16 protein-coding genes are annotated in these 16,428 nt (G+C 34.4%); 7 read left to right on the top strand and 9 right to left on the bottom strand.

Annotated features, from left to right (window positions below):
- Positions 1-570: IspD/TarI family cytidylyltransferase (locus tag PHF25_05665; GenBank protein ID MDD4527508.1), on the bottom strand; the 570-nt coding region annotated here is incomplete at its 3' end.
- Positions 571-774: 204 nt separating this feature from the next.
- Here PHF25_05665 and PHF25_05660 point away from each other — a divergent pair.
- The 3 genes from PHF25_05660 (at position 775) to PHF25_05650 (ending at position 2,813) form a co-directional block, all read left to right on the top strand.
- A complete protein-coding gene (locus PHF25_05660; protein ID MDD4527507.1) occupies positions 775-1,158 on the top strand; it encodes a GtrA family protein in 384 nt (127 codons plus the stop codon).
- Positions 1,159-1,176: 18 nt separating this feature from the next.
- Entirely contained in the window at positions 1,177-2,052 is an 876-nt protein-coding gene (locus PHF25_05655) for a glycosyltransferase family 2 protein (protein ID MDD4527506.1), read from the top strand.
- A gap of 422 nt (positions 2,053-2,474) precedes the next feature.
- Positions 2,475-2,813: a desulfoferrodoxin family protein gene (locus tag PHF25_05650; protein MDD4527505.1), complete on the top strand. Its 339-nt coding sequence runs from the start codon at positions 2,475-2,477 to the stop codon at positions 2,811-2,813.
- 41 nt (positions 2,814-2,854) lie between these two features.
- Here the strand turns inward: PHF25_05650 and PHF25_05645 are convergent, their stop codons facing one another.
- From PHF25_05645 to PHF25_05635, 3 genes are all read right to left on the bottom strand, one after another.
- The gene (locus PHF25_05645; GenBank protein MDD4527504.1) at positions 2,855-3,283 is read right to left on the bottom strand and encodes a DUF559 domain-containing protein; all 429 of its coding nucleotides are present in this window, start codon (positions 3,281-3,283) and stop codon (positions 2,855-2,857) included.
- Positions 3,284-3,344: 61 nt separating this feature from the next.
- A complete protein-coding gene (gene leuS, locus PHF25_05640; protein MDD4527503.1) occupies positions 3,345-5,756 on the bottom strand; it encodes a leucine--tRNA ligase in 2,412 nt (803 codons plus the stop codon).
- Positions 5,757-6,172: 416 nt separating this feature from the next.
- Positions 6,173-6,568: a hemerythrin family protein gene (locus tag PHF25_05635; protein MDD4527502.1), complete on the bottom strand. Its 396-nt coding sequence runs from the start codon at positions 6,566-6,568 to the stop codon at positions 6,173-6,175.
- Positions 6,569-6,674: 106 nt separating this feature from the next.
- Between PHF25_05635 and PHF25_05630 the strand changes: the two genes are divergently transcribed.
- The gene (locus tag PHF25_05630) at positions 6,675-7,373 is read left to right on the top strand and encodes a 5'-methylthioadenosine/adenosylhomocysteine nucleosidase (GenBank protein MDD4527501.1); all 699 of its coding nucleotides are present in this window, start codon (positions 6,675-6,677) and stop codon (positions 7,371-7,373) included.
- Between the two features lie 131 nt (positions 7,374-7,504).
- Here PHF25_05630 and PHF25_05625 read toward each other — a convergent pair whose 3' ends face one another.
- Genes PHF25_05625 through PHF25_05615 form a run of 3 tightly spaced genes read right to left on the bottom strand, consistent with a single transcriptional unit; the run spans position 7,505 to position 11,125 of the window.
- Entirely contained in the window at positions 7,505-9,268 is a 1,764-nt protein-coding gene (locus PHF25_05625; GenBank protein MDD4527500.1) for a cellulase family glycosylhydrolase, read from the bottom strand.
- Between the two features lie 23 nt (positions 9,269-9,291).
- A complete protein-coding gene (locus PHF25_05620) occupies positions 9,292-10,170 on the bottom strand; it encodes a phosphoribosylaminoimidazolesuccinocarboxamide synthase (GenBank protein ID MDD4527499.1) in 879 nt (292 codons plus the stop codon).
- Positions 10,157-11,125, bottom strand: a complete 969-nt coding sequence (locus tag PHF25_05615) for a methylenetetrahydrofolate reductase (GenBank protein ID MDD4527498.1) — start codon at positions 11,123-11,125, stop codon at positions 10,157-10,159. Before PHF25_05615 ends, PHF25_05620 begins: the two co-directional genes overlap by 14 nt.
- A gap of 107 nt (positions 11,126-11,232) precedes the next feature.
- Here PHF25_05615 and PHF25_05610 point away from each other — a divergent pair, with 107 nt between their 5' ends.
- The 3 genes from PHF25_05610 to PHF25_05600 are packed head-to-tail and all read left to right on the top strand — an operon-like array spanning position 11,233 to position 14,934.
- On the top strand, positions 11,233-11,583 hold the full coding sequence (locus PHF25_05610; protein MDD4527497.1) for a hypothetical protein: 351 nt from the start codon (positions 11,233-11,235) through the stop codon (positions 11,581-11,583).
- Complete coding sequence (locus PHF25_05605) at positions 11,580-12,587, top strand: hypothetical protein (GenBank protein MDD4527496.1); 1,008 nt, start codon at positions 11,580-11,582, stop codon at positions 12,585-12,587. The genes PHF25_05610 and PHF25_05605 overlap by 4 nt, the downstream gene beginning before the upstream one ends.
- A gap of 4 nt (positions 12,588-12,591) precedes the next feature.
- Positions 12,592-14,934, top strand: a complete 2,343-nt coding sequence (locus PHF25_05600; protein ID MDD4527495.1) for a hypothetical protein — start codon at positions 12,592-12,594, stop codon at positions 14,932-14,934.
- On the opposite strand, the gene PHF25_05595 is transcribed toward PHF25_05600, so the two are convergent.
- Positions 14,924-15,565 (bottom strand): hypothetical protein, encoded by a 642-nt coding sequence (locus PHF25_05595; GenBank protein ID MDD4527494.1) that lies wholly within the window; start codon positions 15,563-15,565, stop codon positions 14,924-14,926. The two genes, PHF25_05600 and PHF25_05595, sit on opposite strands and share 11 nt — an antisense overlap.
- A gap of 155 nt (positions 15,566-15,720) precedes the next feature.
- On the bottom strand, positions 15,721-16,428 hold a 708-nt coding region (locus PHF25_05590), incomplete at its 5' end, for a hypothetical protein (protein ID MDD4527493.1).

The raw sequence follows: 16,428 nt of genomic DNA, 5'->3' as shown, positions 1-16,428 counted from the left end.
CATCCCAGCATCATCAGTAAAGTCTATTTTATTCTCTGCCTTTGCTTTTTCATGAGCTTCTCTTATAAGCTTAGTCTTAAAGGCCTGTGGCGTTTGCACTATTCCCAAACTTACTCGCTCCAAAACTTTAACTACTTCTCCCTCAGCACCAAGCTGATAAATAGTATTACTGGAAGGAATGCAAGGGACTACGGCTTTATAAAACTTAAGTTGCTTAACTATTCTATTAACTGTGTCTGCATCAATATTTGGTCTAGCTGCGTCATGGATAAAAACATAATCAGCAGCCACTGCTTTTAGTCCATTAAATGAAGAAATTTGCCTTGTGTCTCCACCTTTAACAATATGAACCTTTGAATAGTTCTCTAAAGCAATAAAACTATTAACCTTATCTAAATACTCTTCACTTAAAACTAAAATTATTTCTTTAACAAAATCCAAATCATTAAAAAATGCTAGTGACCATTCTAGTAGCGGCTTACCCTGATAATTTATAAATTGCTTGGGAGTCCTTGTTCCTAGTCTGGAACCTGTGCCAGAGGCAAGTATTACAACGGAGATGTCTAACATAGATTTATTATACTGTTTATTCACCCTTCCGTCAGCTACGCTTCGAGAACATTTCGACATTTCGACAGGCTCAACGCATCGCTCCGCTCAATGACCACCTCAGCGACCAGCTGACACCTTCCCTTAAAAAGGGAAGGATTAGTCGTTTATTTGTTAATGAAATGGTGTAATTACCTTGAACTTATATTATACTTCTCATAAGCTATGCCAAAAATTATCAACATATTAAAGCTTGAGCAAGTTAAATTTATTTTAGTTGGCATTCTAAATACCATCTTTAGTTATATAATTTATTCTTTTTTTATTTTACTACACTTTAATTTTGCTTTTGCAGCAACAGCATCTTATCTCCTTGGAATACTCTTTAACTTCAAAACATATGGGTCGTTAGTGTTCAAAAATAGTGACAATAAACTTATTTTTAAATTTGTTTTTTCTTATCTGATAATTTATTCTCTTTATGTTGGAATTATCAAAATATTTTTGGTTTTTGGATTTAATGAACTAATAAGCGGTGCGATTAGTACAATAATTACAGCCTTAATGTCCTATTTTACAAATAAATACTATGTGTTTAAAACTAATTAATAAAAAAGGAGAAAAAATATGCAAAACATTGGATTAATGATGACCTACAACGAAGAAGATATTATTGAAGAAACCATGGAAAGTCATAAAAAATACTTTGATAAAATACTTGTACTAGATGGCTCTACAGATAAAACACCTGAAATACTCCAAAGTTATAATAACGTAGTCTACTATTTAAGAGATGAGCAAATATTCCCCAAAAGAAAGGTCACTGATGGGTCAAGACAGTTCCTACTTGAAGAAGCACAAAAAAGATATGGCTATGATGGTTGGTTTTCTTTGCTACATGGCGATGAAATATTTGTGGATAATCCTAACGAAATAACAGTAAAAGCAGAAAAACAAGGTGCGGACATTGTTAATTGGCATATGCTGAACTTTTTTTTACATACTTCTCAAAAAGAAAACTACGATGACTTTGCTCCATTAAATGAAAGACTAAAATACTTCAACCCTGGTGGACTGGAAATACGACAATTTAAAAACAAAAAAGGAATATTTTTTAAATTAGACCAAATAGCTAGGGTTCTTCCATACGGACTTAAAAATAAACCACTTTGGGATTATCCAATTATCAGACATTATCCAGAAAGGTCTATAAGACAAAAACTGAATAGACCAACCAATGGTTTTAAATCAGATAATCCAAATATTTTTGAAAAAAAAGACATTGAAAAAATTAAAGATACTTTATTTAAAGACACCCTTGACCCAAAAAATCTTCAAACTCGCATCTATAATGGTTCTTTTCATGAGTTTGAACCTGGGAAGAGACCATCATTCATCAAACAATGGTTAGATTGGAGACACTACAAAGAAGTTGATTGGGGAGTAGCTGGACTGCTTATTCCAAGCAAACATATGGAGTATAGAAAACGTATTTTTAGATAGTTCTTTATTGTTAATTGCCTATTCTCGCTTTCAGCTCGAGGAATATACAGAACTCGAGACTATCACCCAGCAGAAAACACATTTATTTACTTATGAACTAAGGTGCTGCTGACCCTCTCCAAACATTTGGAGAGGGTGACGTCAATGTGCTTTGTTAGAAGTTTTTAATAACTTACGTCGGGTGATGTAATCGTCCTTATTTTCCTACGTTTCATTTCATTAAGCATTAGATATTCACTTCCGTACTGTTCTTCAGTTCAATTAATTGGGTGTTTGAAAACATAATTCTAGTTTATTCTGTATTTCCATACTCTTCCACTATTCATCTTTTCACTGTTTACTATTCACCATTAAATATTTACTACTTGTATTCCACCATCTAAACCCTTTATAATTTATAAAAAGAAAAAAGGAGGAAAAAAATGAGCTTATTCGATCAAGTTAACACATCAAAATCCGCGATGGAACAAAAAACATCTGAAAAACATGTACCTATACTAAAAGTTGAAAGACTAAATGACAGCACAGTGCTAGTTAATGTTAATGCAGGTGGAGGAAAACATCCAAATGAAATGGACCATTGGTTTCAGTGGACAATTATTAGAGTTAATGAACTCTACGTTGGAAGAACAGAATTCTCTGCAGTAATCATGGAACCAGTCACAACCTTTGCTTTAAATGTAAAGCCTGGTGCAGTTATTACAGCAAGATCCAGATGTAACGTACATGGAATTTGGGAATCAGACCCAGTAACGGTTTAATAACTTATCCCCCTCCTTTGCTTATCGCAAAGGTTTCCCCCTTATAAAGGGGGATTTAGGTGGGAATTAATTACTTCACAAACTTTATTAAAATTATCGGAAATTTCTTGATTAGAAAATCTAATAACTGTAAGGTTATAAATACTTAATCTTTCTGTCCGAATTTGATCATATTGAAACTGGTCGTTATCATAATGATAACTTCCATCTATTTCTATAACCAACTTAGCTTTTGAACAATAAAAATCAACAATATAATGGTCTATAACTTTTTGTCTTTGAAACCTATAGGTATGTTCTTTTAAGAACTGGAACCAAAGCATACATTCAGCTTTAGTCATTTCTTTTCGCAGTTTTTTTGCTTTTTCTGTAAGTTTTGGATTATAAGGTGGTGTTTTGCCATTAGAAATTAGTCCATTATTAATTAGCCAATCTTTGTCTACATAATAAACCATAAATATATTATACATGAAATAATTCCCCCTTTATAAGGGGGACACTCTGTTTTGCTTTAAAAAACAGAGAGGGGGATTACCTAACTACGATATTCACTAATTTATTCGGGACGATAATCTCTTTAACTATCTCTTTATTCTCAAGGTAACTAGCTAAACTTACTTTTGCTACTTTTAACATTTCTTCTTTTGCTGAACCAATGGGAAAAGTCTCTTTTGCTCTCAATTTACCATTAATCATAAAGACCACTTCACAAGTGTCTAAGCCCAAATAGTTGTTATCATACTTTGGCCACTTTTGTTTATGTACACTAAACTTGTTACCAAGCAACTCACACCAACATTCTTCGGCAAGATGAGGAGCATATGGCGCCAACAAAATAAGCAATGTTTCTAGCAACACTCTAGGCAATTTGTCTAATTTACCCAAATCGTTAACGTAAACCATTAACGCACTAATAGCTGTATTAAACTTATATGCATCCGTATCTTCTGTCACTTTTTTTATCGTCTGATGCATTGTCCTTAAGCTATCCTCCGTTGGTGAAGCAGAAACAAGATCTTTTTCAAAAAGGCGCCAAACCTTTTCCAGAAATCTTCTTGTTCCAATAATATTCTTTGTTGACCAAGGCTTACTTACTTCAAGTGGACCCATAAACATTTCATACAATCTTAAAACATCTGCGCCTGACTCTTGAATGACATCATCAGGGTTTACAACATTACCTAAAGACTTAGACATCTTTTGACCATCTTCGCCCATAATAAGTCCTTGATTAGTGAGCTTATAAAAAGGTTCTTTAGTAGGAACTACGCCAATATCAAACAAAAACTTATGCCAAAAGCGAGCATACAAAAGATGCAAGACAGCATGTTCTGCGCCACCAATATAAGAATCAACAGGCAACCAGTATTTAAGCTTATCAATATCCGCTAACTTTTCACTATTAAGTGGGTCTATGTAACGAAGAAAATACCAAGACGAACCAGCCCATTGTGGCATTGTGTTGGACTCTCTTTCTGCTTTTTCCCCACATTTCGGACAAGTAGTTTCCATCCATTCTCGAATATTTACCAAAGGAGATTCTCCTGTACCAGATGGCTCATATTTATCAACTTTGGGTAACTCCAACGGAAGTTCACTCTCAGGAATACCAACAACTCCACAAGTAGGACAATGTACAACGGGAATAGGCTCACCCCAATAGCGTTGACGAGAAAAAACCCAGTCCCTTAATTTAAAATTAACAGCGCCCTTGCCTGCTCCTTTTTTTTCTAAAAAAGCGATTACTGCCTTCTTGAATTCCGCAGTCGTAAGTCCATTGTATTCACCAGAATTAATAGCGATACCTTCTCCAGTAAAAGTAGCCCCTAAATCCCCTAAAGGGGACTTGTTATCTTTAACTACTTGGATAATTGGCAACCCAAAGACAGTTGCAAACTCAAAATCTCTTTCATCGTGAGCTGGGACTGCCATAATAGCGCCCGTTCCATAGGAACTAAGAACATAATCCGCTATCCAAACAGGAATCTTTGTTCCATTTAAAGGGTTAAGCGCATAGGCACCAGTAAAGGCACCTGTTTTTTCTTTGTTTAAAAAAACTCTTTCAGTATCAGACATCAAACTTGCCTTACGAATATATTCCTTTATTTCTTTCTCTTGCTCAGCAATTGTTATCTTCTTAACCAAAGGATGCTCTGGTGAAAGAACCATGTAAGTTGCACCATATAGAGTGTCTGGTCTAGTTGTATATACTTTGATAACATCATCACTGTTATCCAGCTGAAAATCCACTTCAGCACCTATACTTTTGCCTATCCAGTTTCTCTGCATAAGTTTAATGGCTTCAGGCCAATCAAGCTCTTCTAGGTCAGCTAAAAGTCTTTCAGCATAAGCGGTAATCTTCAGCATCCACTGACGAAGTTTTTTCTTGGTAACTTGCTCGCCACAGCGTTCGCATTTACCATCCACAACCTCTTCGTTAGCAAGCCCTGTCTTGCAGGAAGGGCACCAATTAATAGGAAAAGTATCCTCGTAGGCTAAACCATTTTCGAGGAGCTTTAAAAAAATCCATTGTGTCCACTTAAAATAATGAGGATCTGTTGTATCTATCTCTCGATCCCAATCATAGGAAAATCCGATGCTTTTGATCTGACGTTTGAAATTATCAATATTTGCTTGTGTAGTTATAGCTGGCTGTGTACCTGTTTTAATGGCATAGTTTTCAGCTGGCAATCCAAACGCATCCCAACCCATTGGATGAAGAACATTAAAACCATTCATACGCTTGAATCTTGCTAAGATATCTGAAGCCGTATACCCTTCTGGATGTCCAACATGTAAACCTGCTCCTGATGGATAGGGAAACATGTCTAAAATATAGTAACGTTTATCTTTTGGGAAAGAGCTATCTTCAACAGTTTTGTATATCTGTGCTTCATCCCACTTATCTTGCCACTTTTTCTCGAAATTTAAATGATTATACATAGGGGTAAATTGTAAATGGTTAATGGTTAATCGTAAATAGGAAATAGATGATTGGAGGAATGGAGGGAAAGAACCCCCACTGTCTCGTAAGCGAGACATCTCCCCTCAAGGGGGAGATAAATTCAAACTAAAATTTATTAAAAATTCTGCGCTCACCCCTGTGGGGAGCTGTCCGCCTGAGGCGGACTGAGGGGGTATTTATAATAGTAAATAGTAAATGGTAAAAAGGAAGAAAGTTGATTTGTTTATAGTTTCGTCATCATCGGACTTGTTCCAATAATCTATTATTCGTCAACTTTTATAATATTTTTTAAAACGACAGATTCCCGCCTACGCGGGAATGACACTAATAATCACAATAATGGGTATACACCAAGCTAAATTAAAATTAAACAATCAAACACATAAACAGAATTTTAGCTATTTAAATAAGGCACATATTTTCTGTCCTCTTGAGCAATATGAGTCAACCACCAATCTCTAAGAAAGCGTAAAAGTTCTAGTTGCTTTTCTGCATTGCTATGCTTCGCGTTTTTCACTTTCAATGTCTCTCTTCTAAGTATATTATGAAGTTCGCGATGATGATTTAACTCTGGGTACCCTATCTCCTCCATTAATTCCTCTTCATCCATCAAATGATGAATAGAATAATCAACAAGAGTCTTAACTAGCACAGAGATGTCCACAACTTCACCGCTTACAGCAGACTGATACAGCTCATTGATAATATCTAAAATGCCCTGATGTTGGCCATCAATCTTGACATTTCCAACCTCTAAGTACTTATCCCAAACAATAAACTTAGCACCCATAATTGAAAAGTATACCAAAACTACTAACTTCTAAACAAGTAAATACTTAGCTCTAAAAAAGCCTTCTGCTTGAGGGCTCAAGTAGAAAAATGCTAAGATAGCTAATATGAAACAAGTAACAGCAATTCTCGGAGCAATGCCAGAAGAAGTCAGTAAAATCATTGCAAACATGACTATCACTCGCGAACATTCTTGGAATAGTTTTATTATTTATGAGGGACAACTTGAAAATACAGCTGTAATTGTTGCAAAATCTGGTGTAGGCAAAATTATGTCTTCTATGTTTACCCAATATCTAGCAAATAACTTTTCAATTAAGCAAATAATCTTTACTGGTCTTGCTGGAGGAATAAGTAACAATTTAAACATCGGGGATATTATTATTGCCGAAGATTTAGTTCAATACGACATGGATGTAACTAATCTAGGTTTTAAAATTGGGCAAATTCCCTATACAGACATAAGGTTTATCCCCTGCGACAAAAAACTGATTGCTTTAGCTAAAACATATAAAAGTAACAAACATCAAGTACATCTCGGCAGAATTCTGACAGGAGATACCTTCGTCACCCACGAACAACAGCTATTACTAATAAACAAATTCCAAGAACTACAGGGTGATGCAGTGGAAATGGAAGGAGCTGCAGTAGCTTTGGTCGCTTTCTTAAACAATATTCCCTGTATCATCATCGGAACCATCTCAGACAAAGCAGATGGTAGCGCTTTAGTGAATTTTAATGAATTCCTTCCGCTTGCATCAGAAAATTCTTTTAAGATTATTTCGCATATTTTGAAGGAAATTTAAACACTCCCTCTGTCCTAACGGACATCTCCCTCTCAAGAGGGAGAAAAATATTAACTCATAATAATTGGGTTAATAGACAAAAAATTAATAAAATCCCCACTCTTGAGAGGGGGCGAGGGGGAGTGTTATTCCTATTTATTCCTTAAAACTCTTATTATCTGCTTATCCTCTTTGGTATTATATAAACCAAACAGGTCGGATCTTGGTGAATAAGATTTATAAGAATGATAAGACCAATGCCCAACTTCTTTATTTAAAATATCCTTCATGTCTTTAACATATGTGGCTTGCTGTGGACTAGCAAATGATGAATTAAGTAATCCAGGGTTAGTTGTTCCAAACTCTCCACAAAACAATGGTACTTTATGCTTTTTTGCCCATTTAGCGTAATATTCATGAATTAAATTTTGCATAATAAATTTATTTAATAAAATTTCCTTAACATTATAGATACCAAAACCAACAGAAACGTTATAAGCAGGGTTGTTTACTGTCTTCACCCAAAAACGCACCTGATACTTCACGTCTTTTTCAATATTGTAATAAGTGGATAATGCCCCTCCACTTTGACCCCAAGTAGCCCAAGGGTTATCCTTACCCCATTTCGCCTTTGCACCGTTCGCATATAATGAGCCAGAGCCGTTCCCTGAATGATCGCTCTCCCAGTCTATGCGACACTCTATTCCACTAGTTTTTGGGTCATTCATGGCATTCCATCGTGCGGGCATTTTAGAGGCAGCAGGATTCTTCGTCCAGCCGATAAAAGATCTAGAGTTGCTAACATCATAATTAGGAACAGGAAGCCTAACAATGTTCTCACTAACATCTTTCTTGTATAGGCTAATATCATCAAACCAAACTTCTCCCTTCAAGCCTGAAAATGATAAAGATAAATTAAATTTATCCTCTTCCCTGTTTATCTCACAGTTGGATAAATCAAGGTCCACCCAAGATGTTTTATATTCCACCCATTGACCCTTTGTCTCAGAGATATATGGATTTCTGTAATATCCTCCTTTATAAGCATCAAGCCTTTTTTCCATAGGATAATCCGCGCCTAGTTCAAAATATTCAGAATCAAAAAATCCTTGGTGCGTAAATTCAATTGGTTCATACCAATGAAACTGATACATAATATTATTATCTGACAATTTGATAAAAGGATTTACATTTTTAATCTCGTTTTTTAAAGCATTACCAAACTTATTAACTGGATCGGAAATGATCAGAATATGCCTATCTCCGTTCGCTCTTAACATTTCTACTATTTCTTGGTACTTCGCATAAAGCATTTTTTCAGTAAATTTTGCAGAAGTACTTGGCTCATTGATTAAATCATAAGCAGCAATACCCTCTTCATGTTTATATTTGTCTGATATTTTTTTCCAAAATTCAGTTAGATTATACTTTTTGTTGCCCTTATAAAAACCATCTTCTTCGCCTCGCTGAACCTGCCCCGCCTCGCCAAAATAATGAAGATTAAGAATAATGCTCACTCCATGTTTTTTTGCTAAGGCTATTTGCTTGTCTAAATACTGGAAAAAATCAAACATATCGTCATCTCTAAGCCAGGAATATTGCACATAAAATCTAACAGAATTCATCCCTAGTCCAACTATTTTCAAATAATCTTCATCTTTCAACTCATATTCTGAACCAAATATTTGATAAGGGTACACAATGTTATAAACTCCGTTAGGTAAAGCAATACTATGAAAAACCACTGTCATATTATTTGTGTTAATCAACTGATCGCCAATAACTTTCCAAAGAGTAGCTTCTTGTTGAAAGACTTCTTTACCTTTATTAAATTTATGATTACTAACAAGAAATCCTAATAAAGAAAGGAATAATAAATAAAATATAAATGCAAAAACAAATGACCTCTTACCCATGGTTCTTCTCCCCCAGAAAAGACTTAAAACTTTTGGTCAGTTAACATCTCGTATGCTTCGATATATTTTGCCCTTGTTTTGTTAACTATTTCAGCAGGCAAATCAGGCACAGGTGGATTTTTATCCCAATTTAAACTCAATAAATAATCTCTAACAATTTGTTTATCAAAGCTTGGCTGATCTTTACCAACTTGATATTTGTCGGCTGGCCAAAACCTGGAAGAATCTGGAGTTAATGCTTCATCTATTAAGATAATCTTATTGTCTCTCATCCCAAACTCAAACTTAGTATCAGCAATAATTATTCCTTTAGTTTCTGCATAATCCCTAGCTGCGCAATAAAGAGCTAAACTTTTATCCATTACTTCGTCGAAAACTTCCTTGCCTACGATGTTTTTTGCTTCTGCTAAAGAAATGTTCTCATCATGTTCACCAGCTTCTGCCTTGGTGGATGGCGTGAAAAGAGGCTCATTAAGTTTCTGTGAATGTAATAGCCCTGCTGGAAGCTTAAAGCCACAAACAGTCCCTGTTTTTTTATAGTCAGTCCAACCAGAACCTGTGATGTATCCTCTGACAATACACTCCAATTTCACGACCTCTGTCTTTTTAACAAGAACAGATCGCCCTTCTAATATCCCTAAATATTCTTGTAATTCAGCAGGATACTTTGTTACGTCATCGGTTATTTTATGATTTTCAATAATATTAGCTAGTTTATCAAACCAAAAAGAAGAAATTCCATTTAGTATTTTTCCTTTATCAGGGATTGCTTGAGGTAAAATAAAATCAAATGCCGAGATCCTATCCGTAGCAACTAAAAGCAGTTTATCTCCTAATTCAAAAACTTCTCTTACTTTTCCTGACCTAAACTTCTTGATATTCTTTAACTCAAGTTCTTGCACTTTTCCCCCCTTTAGATTGAGTTCTTAACTCCTTAATTATATCCGCAACTAATAATTGCTCTTCCATGACAAAAAAATGAGCACCTTGTGCGCCTGCTTTTTTAAATTTTAGAGATAAATCTATAATATATTCCTTAATCTCGTTTTCATTATTTTCTTTTTTCAAAATATCTAAATATTGCTGAGGTATATTAATTTTAAAATTTCTCATCAAAAACTCAGCCTGACTCGTCTTTTGGATAACTCTCATGCCAGGTAAAATTGGGATGTTATAGCCTTTTTTCTTTAATAATTGCATAAAAGCGCCAAAGTCTTCTGGAGAATAAATCATCTGAGTAATTCCAAAAGTGGCACCTCTGTTAATTTTCTCAATCAAATAACCAACATTTCTTTCTACATTACCATCTTCTGGTTGAGGATAAACAGCCGCACCGATAGTGAAATCCAGCTTCTGTCCAACATGATAATCTACAGAATCTTTATCATAACCTTTTCTGAGAATATATTTACCTTCATTTAATTCGGTTATTTTTTCAATTAACTGATACGCATACTGATATTGGTCTTCGCCAGCTTTATACTCGGTTAAAACTCCAGTAGGAGGATCACCCCTTAAAGCCAGGACATTGGTAATACCTAAATAAGAATGGTCTATCAAATAATTCTCTATTTCCTTATGATTCATTTCCATACAAGTTATATGAGCGACAATCGGCACGCCAATCTTTTCTTTAATAACAAAAGAAATAGGAATAGTTCCACTTCTTAGTGACCCGCCCGCGCCTTTGGTGATGGAAATAAAATCTACTCCAGCTCCCGCAAGTACAGTTGCTTTTTCGAAAACCGAATCAACAGAATCACCGTTTCTAGGAGGGATTAATTCTGCGGAAAATGTAAACTTTTGCTCCTGAAAAATATCAGTAATGGATCTATCTTTTTTTATTAATTTGTTCATGCAGATAATATAACATGCGAAATATAATAGTTAAACTTGAAATTATTGAACAAATCTCTTTTGTTTAATAAGATATGGTTAAGACTAAAATAACCACAGGGGTTCAAATGAAAAAAGTTCTTATTATTGATAGTTGCGATTTTTTTTCTTTAACTCTTAAGCAATCCTTGCTTCCCAAACTACCAGATGACTACACTGTGTCCATTCAAAACAACTTTCTTACAAATGAAATAAAAAACTATTACTTTGACTGTTTAGTTTTTGGTATCAACAATAATACCGAAGAGGAGTTTATTTTTATCAGAGACATTAAAAAAAATTATTATCATGCTAATATATTAATTGTTGCCCAAGAGCTTACTATCGAAGGCATTAACAGATTAAAAAAATTAGGCATAAGTGCAGTATTTTTAAAGCCTGTAAATATAAATAAAATAGTTGAAAGGATAATAAAATGAAACTGAACCAGAAAATATTCCTAATCTTTGTTTTACTTTTTATCCAACTATCCTTTAGTGCAACAATAGCAGCCAGACCAAATCCTGCTAATCAAGAATATCTTATTAAATATGTTGATAATGAAATTGCTAATACTGAGCTAAAAATTAACAATATAATGAATAAAAAAATATCCGACTTTGAAGCAAATGTTTTCTCACAATACAACTCCTTCGTTAACAGCTATAAAGTTGTTTCTGTTTTTGTTTATTCCATGATACTAGCCATTCTGTTCATTGTGCTGGTTTTAATAATCAATACTTACGGACTAGCCAAAAAAACTCAAAGGCTTTACCAAACACCTCAGATTTATAAACCAAACATTGCTATCACTAGACAAAACCCCTTTTATTTCGTAACTGATGGAGACATTTTTAAGCTTTTAGGATTACTGGATTCTTGGTTAGATGAAGATGATTACATCAAAAGAATTGCAGTTCTTATGTACTACTTGCCAGATAAACTTACTCAAATTATTTGGGAAAATCTGGAAGACAAAAACTTACTGATAAATACTCTGCTAAATCTTGATGGTGTAGACCAAGCATATGTTACAGAACTAGCAGAAAGCATAAAAGGAAACATCTCTAATTTTATAGATAAAACAGATGCGCTAGGCACAGTTTTCGACAAACTTCCAGAACATCATAGAAACAAAGTCCTAAAAACAATCACTGAACAAAACATCCTACCAAAAGGATATGTGCTCAGATTTAATGATATTTTCAAGCAACCCAAGACCACCTTAAAAGAAAAATTAAATGAAATACCTGTTCAAACGCTGGCATTAGCGATACAAACTATTAACAAATCACAAACAAAAATAATTCTCACGTCCTTACAAAATAAAAAAGAGGCTGAGCTTCACAACTACTTAAAACTATTAGAAGACCAAAGAATTTGCCAAGACAGTATTGATAAAGCTAAAGAATTTATAGTAAAGTATTTCAACTATGGTGCTTAAATCTATGAATAAAGCTATTATAAATTTCATCGCCGATAAGTTTGGGATTCCAGAAAGAGCTATTAATTACATTAAACCGATGTCTATTGTTGGGAAACAAGGCAAAGGCGGCCTTCCTAAAGACCTTGTATCCATGAATATTCTCAACATGGTTAGAGGACTTTTTAATCAAATCGTTTTTGCTTCTCACTCTGTGTGGGTGTGGCCTTATTGGGTTGTTCAACAATATGACAGCAGAGGACTTGGATTTATTCCAAGAGGATTTCAACTTCCAGCCATGAATGTTGCCAATAGAAACTGGACAGCTATTGGAAAGTTAGGCAATACCAAAGAAGCTATTGTTGATGTAAGAGGACTAGTTACACCAAGAATTTATAGTTGGTCCGTGGATGTCTGGGCTTATCACAAAGGAAAACTATATGCTCCTTCTAGAATGAAATCCGTTAAACAAAGAGTTTTAGGAAGTGTACCCGTGATTGAAACGCGTTTTGAAGCTGACGACTTCTTTGTGACATCAACTGTCTTTGTTCAAACAATCCAAGATAGAGATACTATTTTCCATTCTTCTAAAATAATTAATTTTGGAGACAATGGAGCTGAAGTTTCCTTAATAATCTCGATTAGACCATATAACCCTGAAGGAATAAGCCTTATCTCTAAATGCTCTTACAAAAATCACATGTTTTTTGTTAATGGACACTTAGGTGTTGTCTTAAAAGATGAACCTACAAGAGTATTATTATCTAATTTTGACAGAGGTGATATTAACGAACTATTAGCTGATAAAACAATAGAAACGCCACAAGAAATCAAATGTAGCGCTGGGCTGGCAACTGCTGGAGCCGAATATAATTTATTTCTCAACCCTAACGAAGAAAAAATTATCGAGTGTAGAATCACTATGGATAAAAACAATGTTATCTCTAAAGATGCTTATTTAGAGGGTGACTATGAAAATTATAAACAGCAGACACTCATAGAATGGGCATCAAAAACAGCAGAAGGAATCGAAATAAGTATTCCTGACAAAAGATTAGAAAAAGCTTTTAAAACAAATGTAAGCTTTATGCTTTTGTTCCATGACGGGAAAAGCATCACCCCTGGTCCTTTTAATTATCATAATTTCTGGTTTAGAGATGCTTCTTATCTTTTACAAGCATTACTGAAGAGTGGGTTCTATGAAGAAACAAAAGAAGTTTTACAGACCTATCCATCCAGACAGCGCTTGGATGGCTTCTTTTTCTCACAAATGACTGAATGGGATAGTAATGGTGAAGCCATCTGGATTATCGCGGAATATTACCGAGTTACAAAAGACATTATTCTACTTCGTAAACTGATTCCTTCTGTTTACAATGGTGCAAAATGGATTACTAAAAAACTAAAAGAAACTTACAAAGAAAAGTCGCCCTACACTGGAATAATGCCTCTGGGGTTAAGTGCTGAGCACTTTGGAGCAAATGGCGTTTACTATTGGGATGACTACTGGTCCTTAAAAGGGTTACAAGATGCCAAGTTCTTAATTGAGCAAGTGCCAGAAGAAAAATTAGAAACTAAATTTATTGAGAAAGCTATTGAGAAACTAAAAAAAGATTTAGATGAGTCATTAAAATTTGCAGCACAAAAAGAAGGCAAACCTTGTCTACCGATTAGTCCTGACAGATACATTGATAGTGGAGCCATAGGTAGTTTAGCTGCTCTATATCCACTATATCTTTTTGACCCTTACGATGAAAGACTCGAAAATACAGTTGAAATGCTCAGAGAACGTTGTTTTACTAATGGCGCTTTCTTCCACGATATTAATCATTCTGGACACGGAACCTACCTAAACGCACATATTGCACAATACTATGTTTCTAGAAGAGACCAAAAAGCCTTAGACCTAGTTTATTGGCTACTTGATAAAGCTACCAATACTTTTACTTGGCCAGAATCCATCCATCCTTTTACCTTTGGCGGAGTTGTAGGTGATGGTCATCATGGTTGGGCTGCTGCTGACTTTTTAATGATTGTCAGGAACATGCTGATACTTGAAGAAAAAGATAAACTTATCCTTACTCCTGTTATCCCTCCTGACTGGTTACATCTCTTTGAAGAAATAAAAATGAAAAAAGCACCAACCCATTTTGGTAAGGTAAGCTTTAAATATTTAGTAACTAAGGAAAATGAACTAGAAATATCACTCAATTGTGAATTTCATACTCCACCTAAATCGATAGAAATAAATCTTCCTGTACAGATTCTAAAAACAGAAATTAATGGTTGTGATCAAGAAATCAACAGCAAAAGTTTTCTTGTTTCTCCAGATACTAATAAAATAAAAGTTTATTTTTCTAAGCTTTAAAAACCTTTAAAAGCAATAGACTCCCGATTGGCTCCGTACAAATTTTACTAAGTAAAATTTTAATTACAGCACTTTTTTGCTCTAACTGAGGAACTTTTTTTGATAAATCTAATAAAAATAGTTTATTAGATTGGGTTATTTTTTTTAATAGTTCACTTTGGATATTTTTGTAGTCATCAATCACCTTCTGTGACTCCTCGTTTTCGTTAAAATATATAAAGGCAATTTTTCTAAAACTATTACTCACTTTTAACTGTTGCGCCTCAACTTCAACTGACTCAAACTCTTCATTGTGTTGATTTAAAGAAGCAATCAATTCTTGATTATCATTAACAAAAGCATCTATCCCATTAAGTAAAATAGGATACTGCTTTAATTTTGCAAGAACCATTTTCTTGAGTTTGCTCTCATTTACATTATTACTTATCTCTAATGACCTGTTAACAAACTGAATATCTGCGATCAACATTTTGGTATTAAAAGGCTTTTCTTTAATTGAAATACTCAATAAATCTGACAGTCCGTTAAACTGAGCCTGGATAAAAACGCCATCAATATTAATTATTTCTTGCTGATACTTTAAATATAATGTTTTTATCAACTTAATCTCAAGTGATTGATTATCTGGCATACAATAAATTTTAGCTGAAAAAAAGATTAAAGACCATATAATAAAATAGTGAAGCTCTCCCCTCGAAAATACAAGATGCTTATTTATTCATGCAGCCTCGTTAATGTTTTAGAGTTCCCAGTGTTTTGCTTTTAGCTTTTTGCTTTCGGCTTTAATTAGCCATTTAAATCTCTTACAAATTGCGTTAAATGAGTGTTAATAACATCCGTACCCAAAGACCCAACAGCAGTTAATGTACTAATTGTATCCTTAACATGTTGAATTTCTTGTTGTAAGTGAAACAAAGAACCAGGATCTTCTAAGGTTTCTGAACTCTGTGCCATAAAATCAGACATTGCTAATAGTGTCTCGAAAAGTGCTTCAATTGTATTTGCCATGCTATAAAGCATTTGTTGATATTTTGATGAACCAGGTGGAGCAACTGCAATAACTTTATCAACTGAAATCTCAAAAGCAGTTTGCATAAGAGCTCTTGCCCCGCCTTCGGCAAAAGCATCTGACAATATAGCGTGATTAACTTCAGTAGAAGTTTCAGTTAAGTATTCTTGAGCAACTTGTTGTAATTTAAAAATTTCTCCTGGAGAAGCTGTTTCTGGATTTAAATTATTAATACTACTTATCAACTCAGCCCTCGCACCCGTTGAATTCGCACCCTCAGTTGTTGCATCTAGATATTCTTGCGCAGCTTGTAGCAATATAAAAATTTCTCCTGGAGAAGCTGTTGCTGGATTTAAACTATTAATTTTGTTTATCAACTCAGCTCTCGCAGCACCTAAAATAGTTGTCCCTGCTGTATAAAAAGACTCTGCATTATTCACATCTTCCATGACTATATTATTAGAGATGCTGGCACTTAATTTTTC

It is taken from the genome of Candidatus Margulisiibacteriota bacterium, from assembly GCA_028706105.1.
Lineage (GTDB): Bacteria > Margulisbacteria > Riflemargulisbacteria > GWF2-35-9 > DYQY01 > DYQY01.
This window is presented reverse-complemented; position numbering and strand designations above follow the sequence as displayed.